14 protein-coding genes are annotated in these 13,088 nt (G+C 35.6%); 7 read left to right on the forward strand and 7 right to left on the reverse strand.

Annotated features, from left to right (window positions below; genetic code table 11):
* Positions 1–762: 762 nt before the first annotated feature.
* The 5 genes from ACEN2F_RS12225 to ACEN2F_RS12245 all read right to left on the reverse strand — a co-directional run bounded on the left by ACEN2F_RS12225 (position 763) and on the right by ACEN2F_RS12245 (position 5,056).
* The gene (locus ACEN2F_RS12225) at positions 763–1,632 is read right to left on the reverse strand and encodes an ABC transporter permease (protein WP_441739449.1); all 870 of its coding nucleotides are present in this window, start codon (positions 1,630–1,632) and stop codon (positions 763–765) included.
* Between the two features lie 497 nt (positions 1,633–2,129).
* The gene (locus ACEN2F_RS12230) at positions 2,130–2,435 is read right to left on the reverse strand and encodes a hypothetical protein (RefSeq protein WP_441739451.1); all 306 of its coding nucleotides are present in this window, start codon (positions 2,433–2,435) and stop codon (positions 2,130–2,132) included.
* Between the two features lie 75 nt (positions 2,436–2,510).
* Positions 2,511–3,041 carry a YceI family protein gene (locus ACEN2F_RS12235; protein WP_441739453.1) on the reverse strand — a complete coding sequence of 177 codons (531 nt, stop codon included), beginning with the start codon at positions 3,039–3,041 and terminating at the stop codon, positions 2,511–2,513.
* A gap of 423 nt (positions 3,042–3,464) precedes the next feature.
* Positions 3,465–4,205, reverse strand: a complete 741-nt coding sequence (locus tag ACEN2F_RS12240; RefSeq protein WP_441739455.1) for a pirin family protein — start codon at positions 4,203–4,205, stop codon at positions 3,465–3,467.
* Between the two features lie 269 nt (positions 4,206–4,474).
* The gene (locus tag ACEN2F_RS12245; protein ID WP_441739457.1) at positions 4,475–5,056 is read right to left on the reverse strand and encodes a Crp/Fnr family transcriptional regulator; all 582 of its coding nucleotides are present in this window, start codon (positions 5,054–5,056) and stop codon (positions 4,475–4,477) included.
* A 149-nt stretch (positions 5,057–5,205) separates the two neighbouring features.
* On the opposite strand from ACEN2F_RS12245, the gene udk reads away from it, so the two are divergent.
* From udk to ACEN2F_RS12280, 7 genes are all read left to right on the forward strand, one after another.
* On the forward strand, positions 5,206–5,814 hold the full coding sequence (gene udk / locus ACEN2F_RS12250; RefSeq protein ID WP_441739459.1) for a uridine kinase: 609 nt from the start codon (positions 5,206–5,208) through the stop codon (positions 5,812–5,814).
* 123 nt (positions 5,815–5,937) lie between these two features.
* The gene (locus ACEN2F_RS12255; protein WP_441739461.1) at positions 5,938–6,258 is read left to right on the forward strand and encodes an FtsB family cell division protein; all 321 of its coding nucleotides are present in this window, start codon (positions 5,938–5,940) and stop codon (positions 6,256–6,258) included.
* 127 nt (positions 6,259–6,385) lie between these two features.
* Entirely contained in the window at positions 6,386–7,750 is a 1,365-nt protein-coding gene (locus tag ACEN2F_RS12260) for a methylmalonyl-CoA mutase subunit beta (RefSeq protein WP_441739463.1), read from the forward strand.
* Between the two features lie 72 nt (positions 7,751–7,822).
* The gene (locus ACEN2F_RS12265) at positions 7,823–8,056 is read left to right on the forward strand and encodes a hypothetical protein (RefSeq protein WP_441739465.1); all 234 of its coding nucleotides are present in this window, start codon (positions 7,823–7,825) and stop codon (positions 8,054–8,056) included.
* The gene (locus tag ACEN2F_RS12270; RefSeq protein ID WP_441739467.1) at positions 8,043–8,342 is read left to right on the forward strand and encodes a type II toxin-antitoxin system RelE/ParE family toxin; all 300 of its coding nucleotides are present in this window, start codon (positions 8,043–8,045) and stop codon (positions 8,340–8,342) included. The genes ACEN2F_RS12265 and ACEN2F_RS12270 overlap by 14 nt, the downstream gene beginning before the upstream one ends.
* A gap of 32 nt (positions 8,343–8,374) precedes the next feature.
* Positions 8,375–10,513 carry a methylmalonyl-CoA mutase gene (scpA, locus tag ACEN2F_RS12275; protein WP_441739469.1) on the forward strand — a complete coding sequence of 713 codons (2,139 nt, stop codon included), beginning with the start codon at positions 8,375–8,377 and terminating at the stop codon, positions 10,511–10,513.
* Positions 10,514–10,853: 340 nt separating this feature from the next.
* Positions 10,854–11,372, forward strand: coding sequence for a hypothetical protein (locus ACEN2F_RS12280; RefSeq protein ID WP_441739471.1), 519 nt, complete (start codon positions 10,854–10,856; stop codon positions 11,370–11,372).
* Positions 11,373–11,437: 65 nt separating this feature from the next.
* Here the strand turns inward: ACEN2F_RS12280 and ACEN2F_RS12285 are convergent, their stop codons facing one another.
* Both ACEN2F_RS12285 and ACEN2F_RS12290 read right to left on the reverse strand, forming a co-directional pair.
* Positions 11,438–12,079 (reverse strand): peptidoglycan-binding protein LysM, encoded by a 642-nt coding sequence (locus ACEN2F_RS12285; RefSeq protein WP_441739473.1) that lies wholly within the window; start codon positions 12,077–12,079, stop codon positions 11,438–11,440.
* A 97-nt stretch (positions 12,080–12,176) separates the two neighbouring features.
* On the reverse strand, positions 12,177–13,088 hold the full coding sequence (locus tag ACEN2F_RS12290) for a DUF2279 domain-containing protein (RefSeq protein WP_441739475.1): 912 nt from the start codon (positions 13,086–13,088) through the stop codon (positions 12,177–12,179).

A 13,088-nucleotide genomic window follows, 5' to 3' on the forward strand; every position in this document is an offset into this window, starting at 1 on the left:
ATTTTGAACAGTAAGGCTTTCGCATTACTATTCATAATTACTCGAAGTGACGTGTGCGTGAATCGTTTTTTATTTGATATTTCCTTGTTCTCGATACAATTTTGAACAGTAAGGCTTTCGCATTACTATTCATAATTACTCGAAGTGACGTGTGCGTGAATCGTTTTTTATTTGATATTTCCTTGTTCTCGATACAATATTGAACAGTAAGGCTTTCGCATTACTATTCGAAATTACTCGAAGTGACGTGTATATGAATCGTTTTTTATTTGATATTTCTTTATTCTCGATACAATTTTGAACAGTAAGGCTTTCGCATTACTATTCGAAATTACTCGAAGTGACGTGTGCCGATAATCATTTCTAATTCACCTCGACGGGTCGTATATTATTTAAAACCGATATTCATTTTTTTGAACCATTAAGGTCAACCAAGCATAAAAAATTAATTTTATTCCCGTTGCATGTGATTATTCAAAACGTCAGTTCGAGTGCGAAGCGTATCTAGAACCGTTTTTAATTCAAATTTTTCTTATTCTCGATACGATCCCGACCAAAAGCGGAATCACTCGAACTGATGGAAAATTATCATCCAAAACTAATTATACCCAACAGCTTACTTTTCTTACTGGTTTAAAACATTAAATTCTTTTTTTTGAACCATTAAGGCATTGAGGGCAACCCAGCATAAAACTTAATTTATTTTATGGTTTTAAAAAACAGTCTCAAAGCAAAATTTTGTATCGGAACCTAAGCCAACTTTTATACCGTATCGATAAAGCTTTTTTCGGTTCTGTTAAAAATCAATACGCCCACTAAAAACACCACTACTGTAATTAAAAAAGTATATGCCAATCCCAAAACAGATATTTGTCCAACATCCAAAAGCATGTATCGAGTTGTTTCTATTACATACGCCAACGGATTGTATTCGACCAGCCAGCCGTAATCAGGCAATTTTTCTTTAATCAACGCCATTGGGTACATCACGGCAGATAAGTACATCAATAATTGCACTCCAAAGCCGACCAAATTACTAAAATCCCTGTATTTAGTGACTAACGAAGAAATAAACATTCCCAGTCCCAGCCCTAAAACCCCCATCATAAAGATCAATAGCGGGAAAAACAGAGTTGCCCCGTTCATTCCTATTGCAGCACCTTGGGTATAATAATAAAGATAAAAACAGATGAATATAAAAAATTGAATTCCAAACTTCAATAAGTTGGAAACAACAATGGACAATGGCACAATGATACGGGGAAAATATACTTTTCCGAAGATACCTGCATTACTGCCAAAGGTATTCGAGGTACCATTGAGACAAGCGGTAAAGTAATTCCAAACTGTAATTCCAGCTAAATTAAACAAAAAAGGAGGAACGGTTCCGGTATTGATTCCTGCTACATTATTAAAAATTATGGTAAAAGTAATAGACGTAAAAAGAGGTTGAATCAAGTACCAAAGTGGTCCTAAAACAGTTTGCTTATATACGGTAACCACATCTCTTTTTACAAAGAGAAGCAGCAAATCTCTATATTGCCACACTTCCTTTAGGTTGAGCGAAAAGAATTTATTTTTAGGTGTTATTTCAAATAGCCAAGTGGTATTTGTATCTTCTGAATGCTTCATTGGTAAATGCTAAAATGCTTCTTTGGGTTGTGTTTTCTGGTACAAAAACAAATCTATTTTCTACTAAGACACTATTGTCTTCCTAAAAAGCAAATATAAATAATTTGCATTAAGTATTGTTTAAAAAACAACTTGTCCGCATTATTCTTTTTGTTGTTTTAAAATGACTGTTACTAATCGCATCGTTTAATCATTAGAAATTTAGTCCCTTCATCACAAATTTTCTAACAGTAAAACAGAGTAAAGCACCTTCTTTTAGTCGTTTTGAACCACTAAGTAATAAGAATAAAACAATGTTGCATTTTTTTTTACCATATAAGTCATGTAAGTTTAAGTTTCGATTGTGTTAGCCTTATGTAACTATAACAATCATAAGGTCATTTAAGGTTTAATTCTTATATGACTTATATGTTAAATATTATTTCACTCCTTTTTTAGTATGACATTAAATAAGTCCAACTACTTATTTATAGTTATTAATAGTAAAAAACAGTCGCTTATGCTTGTTCAATTGCCAGTAAAATTTCGCTTTTGAGCAAACCGCTACCTCCGCCATAATGCTGGACAATAATGATTTGCGGGTTTTGTTTTTTGAAAAAAGCACGCAAATCTATTTCATTTTCTTCCTCAATACCGGAACCAAGCAATACTATGGTAAATTTATTCTCCATAAAAACTTTTTTTGCTTCCTCAATATTCATCACCCCCACGCCACTCCAAGCGGGAACAGCATTTAGCAATCGGACTACGGTGGCTGTAATTTCGAGATGCCCGCCTATGTATAAAATAGCAATGGTTTTCATTGTTTTTGATTTTATAAAAACAAAACCTCAAAGAATACGAATTCTTTGAGGTCTTATTCTATTATTTGTTTGGATTTATTGTTTGGCAAATTGCAATTCAATATTCAATCGCACCTCTTCACTTACTAAAACACCACCTGTTTCCAATGCTGAATTCCAGTTTAATCCCCAATCTTTTCTGTTGATTTTTCCTTCCAATGAAAAAGCTGCTTTATTATTTCCCCAAGGATCTTTCATTATTCCTCCAAACTCAGCTACTAATTCTACTGATTTAGTAACACCGTGCAGGTTTAAATCTCCTACTAATTTATAATCTGATCCTTTTATTTTTGTAAAAGAAGTTGCTTTAAAATTAATTTCAGGAAACTGTGCTACATCAAAGAAATCAGCACTTAGTAGGTGCGTATCTCTGTCGGCATTACCCGTTGTAACAGAATCTATTGCTCCCGTAAATTCAATTTTTGCGTTTTCAAAATCTTCGTTTTCTGTTTCTATCGTTGCATCAAATTTTGAAAATTGACCAGAAACATTTGTAAACATCATGTGTTTCACTTTAAACCCAATTTCGGAATGTGTCGGGTCGATTACCCATTTTGTTGTAGACATAGTATTTGTATTTAATTAATAATTGTTGTTCTGTATTGTGACTTTCCGTTGGCGCTACCAACCGGAAATAGTGTTGGTGCTTTATAAATTTAAGTTCTTTTCTTTGAAACACTTTCGGCTCTAAGATTTATTAAGTCCAAAAACTTAATTTTCTTAATGGTTTAAATCATCTGGCCATTAGGTTTGTTACCATAAACTTACTTTTTTTCCCGTTGCCTATAATTAATCAAAACGTCAGTTCGAGTATTTTTTTGTGGAGTAAAACGGAACAAAGCTTCTCGATACGCTTCGCACTCGAAGTGATGTGTATCAAGAACCGTTTTATAATTATCCCCAACAGGTTAACTTTCTAAATTGTTTAAATTATTTAAGCCATACCGTCATTTTGTGTTTACCGAACAGTATAATTCGTTTTGTTTTGAATTACAATTGCATCGGAACTTCCATCAATAGGATTTGAGCATCGGCTGAATTAGCGATTAAATCTATTGCATTGGTATCCCAAATCCCTAATCCGTCCCGTTCCTTTACAGCGATGTTTCCTATAGTAAAATCTCCTTTTAATACAAAAGCATAAATACCATTACCCGGTTTTTTCAACGTGTATGTGGCGGCAAAATCCTTATCGAATTTCCCAATATGAAACCAAGCATCCTGATGAATCCAAACGCCTTCATCCTCTGGATTTGGTGATAAAATTTGCTGAAGTTTATTGTGTCGGTCCTTTAGATCTAATGTAATTTGGTCGTAACGAGGCGTTACATTTTTTTTGTTTGGATAGATCCAAATTTGTAAAAACTTAACCAACTGGTCTTTGTTTTTATTGTATTCACTATGAAAAATTCCAGTACCAGCGCTCATTGCCTGAATATCGCCTTCTTTAATAACAGTAGTATTGCCCATACTGTCCTGGTGTTCCAAATCCCCTTCGAGCGGAATAGAAATAATTTCCATATTATCATGTGGATGTTTTCCAAAACCCATTCCCTGACTGACTCTGTCATCATTAAGCACGCGTAACACTCCAAAATTCATGCGCTCTGGATTGTGGTAACTGGCAAAACTAAACGAGTGGAAAGATTCCAGCCAACCGTGATTAGCGTGACCTCGTGTTTCTGCTTCGTGTAAAACCGTTTGTATATTTATTTGATCTGTAGTTTCCATTGTTTTGTCCTTTAATAGTATGATGCAAAGTTGGGCTAATAAACAAGCCTGTGCATTGAACTGGGACAAGAAATGAAAAAATGAAGTTGTTTTTTGACGGAGATTGACCAGATTGGGCGGACAAGAACAAAATTCTATCTGATTAAACCGATTATTTAACACGAATTACACAAAGCATTCCTGATTTACATTCGAAAATTAGTGGAATGATTTAGAGCTAAAAAGCGCCCGCATGCAGTGTTTTAAATTTCACAATAGTCCTAAACTACTTAAAGTTTAGCCATTTTAGTTCGAATTTTGCTCAAAAACTCAGCAGAAATCCCTAAATAGGAAGCAATGTAATGCTGGGCAACCCGCTGGGAAAGTGAAGGATAATGCTCCAGGAACTCCACATATTTTTCGGTAGCTGTTTTAGCAATTGTATTAAACAAACGGTCTTGCGTAACGGCTAAACTGCGCTGCATCAGGATTCGGAATGCGCGTTCAAACTTGGGTGCGGCCGTAAATAAGGCTTCTTTGGTTTCTGGACTGAACAGAAAAAATTCGCAATCTTCCAATGTTTCTATGTACACGCGGCTTGGTTTATCATCATAACTGCTAAAGGAAATATCACTGACCCAGGCATTTTCGACAGCAAATTGCAGAATCACCTCAAAACCATTAGCATCAATGTAATACTTGCGCACACAGCCTTTGATTACAAAAGCCTCAAACGTACACATTTCCCCTTCTTGCAGTAAAATTGTTTTTTTAGGAACTGTTTTGAATTCCAATAAAGCGTTAAAAACCGCTAATTCTTCAGAATCAAAAGGAACGTACCTACTTATGTTATTGTTAATTTGCGAATACAATAGTTTCTTTTTTAGTTTTTAAAGATACCAAAATACCGTCAAACAACCGCCCATAAATATATTAAATTAGCAAGATTTCATCAAAAAACAAAAACTGCTCTCGATTAAATTCCTATTTTTGTCGGGATAAAAACATAATAAAAAAATTTATGCTCATTATAGGAATTGCAGGTGGTACAGGAAGCGGAAAAACAACCGTTGTACATCAAATTATGAATGAATTACCACAAACAGAAGTCGGTATTATTTCACAGGATTCATATTACAAAGAAAATCACGGACTCTCCTTTGATGAAAGAGCATTAATTAATTTTGATCATCCGCGCGCCATTGATTTCGAGTTATTAGTTGCCCATCTCAAAGAATTAAAAGAAGGAAACAACATTCACCAGCCCGTTTATTCCTTTGTAACCCACAACAGGTCTGACGATACGGTTTTTACACATCCCCGAAAAGTGATGATAGTAGAAGGAATTTTGATCCTAGCCAATCCTGAATTAAGAGAATTATTTGATGTGAAAATATATGTTCATGCCGATTCTGACGAACGTTTAATCCGACGCATGAAACGCGATATTGCGGAACGCGGTCGCGATATGGATGAAGTCATTAACCGTTACCAAACCACATTAAAACCAATGCACGAACAGTTCATAGAACCTACCAAAGCGTTTGCCGATATTATTATTCCAAACGACAAGTACAACACGGTTGCCATTGACGTAGTTCGAGCGGTAATAAATCAAAAAATTTTATAATTTAGTTTATTTTAGTAGAATAATTATTAGGAGCTATTTCCTGCTTTACACTGCAATCTTTTTGTTTCCAAAGGAGAAAACAAAAAGGATTTCCGTTGCAATCAGGGCTAAAAAAAATAAAAAATGACAAATCCGTATAAAGACAAACCTTGGTTTAAATTTCTGAGCAACAAATATGTCTGGGTACTGTTGTTCTTTTCGTCCTGGATGATTTTTCTGGATAATTATTCGTATTTTGACCATCGCATTTTAGACAAACAAATTGAAGATCTGGAGGACAATGCGGCTTATTACAAAGAAGAAATAAAAGAAGATAAGGAGAATATCAAACAATTAAACAATTCAGAGCAAATAGAAAAATACGCCCGCGAAAAATACTATATGAAAAAAGATAGTGAAGATATTTATATCATCGAATTTGAAGGTGACACGATCAAAAAATAAAATCCCATCCCCAACCCATCCCAAAGGGAGGGGAGCTTAAGATTTATAGTAATTATTAAAAACATAACACCAAGTTTTGGTTCCCTCTCCTTTGGTGAGGACCGGAGGGCGGAAAATGACTAACACAATGACAACAAATCTCTTCGATGATTTCAATCCCGTTTCTTCCAAACAATGGAAACAAAAAATCCAATTTGAACTCAACGGAGCGGATTATAACGAAACCTTAGTGTGGAATTCTCCCGAAGACATTCAGGTAAAACCTTTTTATCACAAAGATGAATTTACAAACGCGAATGCTGTTGTCACAAAAGCAACCGAATTTAGAATTTGTCAGAACATCTTTGTTTATGATGTTGAAAAATCAATAGAAAGAGCGCTGGATACTTTGAATCGAGGTGCTGACAGCCTTCGGTTTACAATTGAGAATGAATCCATTGATCTTACTAATCTTCTGGAACAATTGCCATTAGAAAAAATTACCATTTATTTTAATCTTGGATTTATTTCAATCGATTTCGTCAAAAAAATCGATGCTTTTGCAACAAAAAACAACACTATTGTTTTTTGTAATCTAGATCCTATTGGACAATTAGCCAAAGATGGAAACTGGTTTACAACTAAAGAAAAAAGTAATTTTGATACTTTAAATCTACTTTCGGCAGCAACAACATCAGTATCATTGATTAGCATCAATGCCGCTTTGTATCAAAATGCTGGCGCTACTATGGTGCAGCAACTTGCCTATAGTTTAGGTCAGGCTAATGAATATTTCAACCGAATTGAAACGATTAACAAACCAATTGTTTTTGAAGTAGCAGTAGGGACAAATTACTTTTTTGAAATCGCAAAACTGCGTGCCTTGCGGTTGCTCTTTACTTTAATTGCTAAAGAATACAACCACAATTTAGAGTGCAACATTATTGTTTCGCCTACTAAACGCAACAAAACTTTGTACGATTATAACATCAATATGTTGCGAACCACAACCGAATGTATGAGTGCAATCATTGGCGGAGCAGATGCTATTGCCAACTTACCCTATGATGCATTGTATCATAAAGACAATGAATTTGGTGACCGAATTGCCCGAAATCAATTGTTGATTCTCAAAAACGAAAGTTATTTTGACAAAGTCAATAATCCGGCTGACGGCAGTTATTATATTGAAAATCTAACGAATCAACTAGCGGAAAAAGCATTAGTTTTATTCAAAGATATAGAGGCAAACGGTGGATTCTTGAAACAATTGAACGATGGAATCATCAAGAGAAAAATTAAGGAAAGCGCTGATGCGGCACAGGAATTATTTGATACCGGCAAAGAAATTTTATTGGGAACAAACAAACATCCCAACAAAGAAGATAAAATGAAACATGATCTAGAGCTGTTCCCTTTTGTAAAAGTCAAACCAAGAAAAACATTGATTACACCCATCATCGAAAAACGTCTGGCAGAGAAAATTGAACAGGAAAGACTGGATCTTGAATAGTCAACTCGACTCTGTTATTTAATTTAACACCACTGGAAAAGAGTATATTTACGTTACTAAAAACTTAAAATAATGGAAGCCATAAGACAAATCGTTAAGGTAAAAAATCACAAAATAAGTATCACATTACCGGATGATTTTAATGCTGATGAAGTTGAAGTGATTATTCTCCCAAAGTCGGCTAATGTAGAAATCCCTCAATGGCAAATGGACCAAGTTAGAGAAAGAACTGAAAAATATCTTAAGAATCCTTCTTCAGCTCAAGATATTGATGATTTTCTAAAAGATATTGATGGTGAGTTATAAAATTGTAATTGTAGAGGAAGCTAAACTTGATTTCATAACAGCTTTGAATTGGTACAAAAGCATTCAACCTAAATTGGGCAATACCTTCTCCAATTCTCTCAAGGAAAGTTTAAAAATAATTAAATCAAATCCGTTACTTTTTCAAATAAGATATGATGAGACCAGAGTGGCTTTAATTGAAAATTTTCCATACTTAATTCATTTCAACAGCTACGATAACACAATTGTCATTAAAGCTATTTTTCATACTTCACGAAATACTGAAATATGGATTGAAAGGAATTAAAATTTCAAAACTATAATCTTTGTACTAAACAAATGAAAAGAAAAGATTTACAACATATAAAATTAGAAAGTACGCCTTTGAAAGCGGAGCGTGAAAATGCTACAGCTGATGCATTTCTAACTGCAGAAGGAATCGAACTAAAACCAACGTACTCGGAACAAGACGTTAAGGACCTTACCCATCTTGATTTTGGAGCTGGTTTTGCACCCAATTTACGTGGCCCGTATACCACAATGTACGTTCGCAGGCCATGGACCGTGCGGCAATACGCCGGATTTTCAACAGCTGAAGAAAGCAATGCGTTTTACCGACGGAATCTCGCTGCAGGTCAAAAAGGACTTTCTATCGCTTTTGATTTACCCACACACCGTGGCTATGATTCGGATCACGAACGCGTAGTGGGCGATGTAGGAAAAGCAGGAGTTGCCATTGATTCCGTGGAGGACATGAAAGTATTATTCGACCAAATTCCGCTGGATGAAATGTCCGTTTCGATGACAATGAATGGCGCTGTTTTGCCTATTATGGCTTTCTATATTGTCGCCGCCGAAGAACAAGGCGTAAAACCCGAATTGCTTTCCGGTACGATACAAAATGACATTTTGAAAGAGTTCATGGTGCGCAACACCTATATTTATCCGCCAACGCCTTCGATGAAAATCATTGCTGACATCTTTGAATATACCAGCAAAAAAATGCCCAAATTCAATTCAATTTCTATTTCAGGCTACCACATGCAGGAAGCGGGAGCCACTGCTGATATTGAATTGGCTTACACGCTGGCCGACGGTTTGGAATACATCAGAACTGGATTAGCGACTGGAATGAAAATTGATGAATTTGCGCCACGATTATCTTTTTTCTGGGCAATTGGCATGAACCATTTTATGGAAATTGCTAAAATGCGAGCGGGAAGAATGATCTGGGCCAAGCTGGTGAAGCAGTTTGAACCCAAAGATGATAAATCATTAGCGCTGCGAACCCATAGTCAAACTTCGGGCTGGAGTTTAACAGAGCAAGATCCTTTTAATAATGTGGCTCGAACTTGTATTGAAGCTGCGGCAGCTGCTTTTGGAGGAACACAATCTTTGCATACCAATGCCTTGGATGAAGCGATTGCTTTACCAACGGATTTTTCGGCCAGAATTGCCAGAAACACCCAACTCTATTTACAAGACGAAACTAAAATTACCAAAACCGTCGATCCTTGGGCCGGCAGTTATTATGTTGAAAGTTTGACGAATGAAATTGCCGAAAGTGCTTGGAAACTTATTGAAGAAGTAGAAGAACTGGGCGGAATGACCAAAGCCATTGAATCCGGAATTCCAAAACTTAGAATAGAGGAAGCGGCAGCCAGAAAACAAGCCAGAATTGACAGCGGCCAAGATATTATTGTAGGGGTAAACAAATATCGATTAGAAAAAGAAGACCCTTTGCAGATTTTAGATGTAGATAATCAAATGGTCCGCAAACAACAACTGGCACAATTAGACCGAATTAAAGCTAGCAGAGATTCTGAAAAAGTTCAGGATTCACTTAAAAAATTAATCCTTTGTGCTCAAACCGGTGAAGGAAATTTACTGGAAATAGCCGTTGAAGCGGCAAGAAACCGAACTACCTTAGGAGAAATCAGCGATGCGCTAGAAACGGTTTTTGGAAGATACAAAGCACAAATTAAATCCTTTAGCGGTGTGTATAGTAAAGAAATAAAAGACGACAAAAGTTTTGAAAAAGCAAAACAGTTAGCCGATGCATTCGCTCAAAAAGAAGGACGTCGGCCCCGAATCATGATTGCAAAAATGGGTCAAGACGGACATGACCGTGGTGCCAAAGTAGTCGCTACCGGTTATGCTGATGTTGGTTTTGATGTTGATATAGGTCCACTTTTTCAAACACCAGCCGAAGCGGCCAAACAGGCTATAGAAAATGATGTTCACATCCTAGGCGTTTCCTCATTGGCAGCAGGACACAAAACACTGGTCCCACAAGTTATAGCAGAACTTAAAAAATACGGAAGAGAAGATATTATGGTGGTAGTAGGCGGCGTCATTCCGGCACAAGATTACCAATTTTTATTTGATGCCGGTGCGGTTGCCGTATTTGGACCCGGAACAAAAATTAGTGAAGCGGCCATAAAGATATTAGACATTTTAATGGGAAGTTTCGAATAAAACTACGAATTCCTATTTCAAAACTAAAGTAAAACATCAATCGAAAGGTTGGTGTTTTTTTGTTTTACAACTTCAAAATAGCACCTAAAAATCTTATTAAAAAAATGACCATAATATAAATTATTTTAACATTTTTTATACAAATAATTAACATTAAGATCTTCTAAAAAAAGGTAAATTTACTTGGGCAGAGATTCAATTAAAAATATTTTTGTCATTAATATACTGATATATAGACAATTAACCAATAAAAAGAAGGGGGAGTAAAATAACAAGCCTTAGCATAAACCAATTTATTACAAGTACTAAAAAGGCATCCATTAATTTAAAACTAAATATTATGAAAGCACTTATTGTTATACTGTTTATCTGCATTGGATTAGTATCAAATGCCCAAGAAACGGAGAAAGGAAAAATAAAAATTGAAGAATTACCCGGAGTTGTAATTAAACGAGTTGGAACTGATTTTTCAGTTTATGTACCCGATAATAATCCGGATCAGAGAGTCAAAATAATAGAAGAAAAATTCATTGCGTACGATTTAGGCAAAGATGCAGAGGGATATGAAGAGTACCTTGTAGTTATGGAAGTTAAAAATGGTTCCTTAACGGCTACTTATAACGAAAACGGAAAGTTAATACGTGTTGTGGAAGAATTCAAGAACGTAAGACTTCCCAGTGAGGTAATCTATTCTGTTTACAGAACGTATCCTGGATGGGCAATTGTAAATGATCAATTTCTATACACACAAGAAGACGGTGATATTATCAAGAAACAATATAACATTAAAATCAAAAAGGATAAGGAAACCATCAAATTGGTGGTGCGTCCCAATGGAGAAATCCTTAAGGCAAGATAATGTGATTGAAAAGGAAAGAGGCTGTCAAAATGAACAGCCTCTTTTTTTGTCATCAATACAACAAATTAAATGTTTTTTGCTTTTGCATTGCTATCTGCAACAATAGACGAGGTATCGTAACCCCCAAACATTTTCATATAACTTTTTATAGAGCTTCCGTAGGCATCTCTAAAATTTCTTGTTCCGTTATTTTTAAAATATTTTTTTACAGAACCTGCACCACCAAGATGAGCTGCTGCTAAGATACCGGATTCGGTTACGTATATTCCGTTCAATATTGTGCCTTCGTATCTTTCAATCTCTCTTTTTAGCTCCCATTTGTTTTTTGCCAAAAGCGCTAAAAAAGCTTTTTCCTGTAACTCAGGACTGTTCAAAAATGTGGATCGATTGTAAATTCCTACTGACTTAAGTGTTTCAATACCAAACTGATATTTCCCCATATATCCCAGGGAGTTCACTTTTTTATATTTACTTTCGGATTCTCTGTATCCAATAGCTTCTTTAAAACCAATAAAGAAATTTCCGGTAAATGGGATGTTTAGTTTGGTGTATTCATTTTGTTCTTCGGAAGGAAATAAGTAGTGTGCTCCCTCCTCTTCATTGATCAGAAACCAAGGGCTGGTTTCTAGGTTAAACGGTTTAAAACCTGAGCTTAAAAAAACTGTTATCACAGTTAGACTTGTGTAAAAATACCACTTCTTAATCATAAATTGTTTTTCTTCAAAACGCTGTCCCGTTTAGAAATTTCTGTTCGCAAAGGTACAACAAAAATAATTATACTGATAATCAGGTAGTTAAACTTTTCTAAAAATAGATAAAGTGGTATTTTATATCGTTAAAACGCACGAACTCAATCGTTGGAGCAGGAATTTTAATGGTGTTCAGAACTGAAAAAACAGTTTTCAAAAAATGAGATTTGGTTTTTATTTTTGTCAAATCAACATCCACACTTAGGTAAAATTGTCTAAATCGTTGTGGATTAGCATTTAAAAAACCAGTATTATCGCTATTTCCGGTTAGCATTCCTTCGGCTCCATATCCAAAAGCTACATTTAGCCATTTTGGTATCTTAGAATCTTTCGCAAAAGAATATAAATTGACCGATAGCCAATAGGTTTGCCCATTATAATCCTTTAGAATTTGTTCTGAGAAGGACCTACCTAAAACTTCCGGTCTGTGATTGGCATATTGGGTGGTATGAAAAGAGAATTTAGGGGTGATCCGTTGTTCGTTCCAGATTAATTCCTGAGAAACGTATAAAGCCGTCCCGGAAGCATTGGCAATTATATCGCCATAGGAGGCTCCCCACTCAGCGGAATATCCGTCCAGAACCTCAACGGCGCTAAGAAATACAAAGCCCAAGCCTGATCCGTATATCAGTTGGTTTTTTTTAGAAGCCCCGCTCCACTGCAGCATTTCGGCACCAAACCGTCCCAAATGGTACGAAGAAAACACATGACCGGCTTTATCCAGTTGCAACCAATGGGCATTGTCATTTATAAAATGAAAATCCGATTTGGGATAATCAGCGTACCAAAGTTGGTTCAAACCAATTAAAGCTCCTGCCGTCAAAGCAGCTTCAGCAACAAAAACCCCATTTTGTTTTTTACTATTCAAAGAATCGGATGGTTTAAAAAAAGATTCCGTATTCTTTTGGGCAACTACGCTTTGGAAACCAACGAAAATTAAAAATAAAATCTTTTTTTTTAGTCTCAA

Origin of the sequence: Flavobacterium sp. W20_MBD1_R3, from assembly GCF_052119725.1 — a bacterium.
Taxonomy (GTDB): Bacteria; Bacteroidota; Bacteroidia; order Flavobacteriales; family Flavobacteriaceae; genus Flavobacterium.

Bases quoted from the DNA above. Each gene is read 5' to 3' on its own strand.
- ACEN2F_RS12225 (WP_441739449.1), bottom strand. From the start codon at position 1,632: ATGAAGCATTCAGAAGATACAAATACCACTTGGCTATTTGAAATAACA.
- ACEN2F_RS12230 (WP_441739451.1), bottom strand. From the start codon at position 2,435: ATGAAAACCATTGCTATTTTATACATAGGCGGGCATCTCGAAATTACA.
- ACEN2F_RS12265 (WP_441739465.1), top strand. From the start codon at position 7,823: ATGGAAGCCATAAGACAAATCGTTAAGGTAAAAAATCACAAAATAAGT.
- ACEN2F_RS12240 (WP_441739455.1), bottom strand. From the start codon at position 4,205: ATGGAAACTACAGATCAAATAAATATACAAACGGTTTTACACGAAGCA.
- ACEN2F_RS12280 (WP_441739471.1), top strand. From the start codon at position 10,854: ATGAAAGCACTTATTGTTATACTGTTTATCTGCATTGGATTAGTATCA.
- ACEN2F_RS12255 (WP_441739461.1), top strand. From the start codon at position 5,938: ATGACAAATCCGTATAAAGACAAACCTTGGTTTAAATTTCTGAGCAAC.
- ACEN2F_RS12260 (WP_441739463.1), top strand. From the start codon at position 6,386: ATGACAACAAATCTCTTCGATGATTTCAATCCCGTTTCTTCCAAACAA.
- ACEN2F_RS12285 (WP_441739473.1), bottom strand. From the start codon at position 12,079: ATGATTAAGAAGTGGTATTTTTACACAAGTCTAACTGTGATAACAGTT.
- ACEN2F_RS12270 (WP_441739467.1), top strand. From the start codon at position 8,043: ATGGTGAGTTATAAAATTGTAATTGTAGAGGAAGCTAAACTTGATTTC.
- ACEN2F_RS12235 (WP_441739453.1), bottom strand. From the start codon at position 3,041: ATGTCTACAACAAAATGGGTAATCGACCCGACACATTCCGAAATTGGG.
- udk (WP_441739459.1), top strand. From the start codon at position 5,206: ATGCTCATTATAGGAATTGCAGGTGGTACAGGAAGCGGAAAAACAACC.
- scpA (WP_441739469.1), top strand. From the start codon at position 8,375: ATGAAAAGAAAAGATTTACAACATATAAAATTAGAAAGTACGCCTTTG.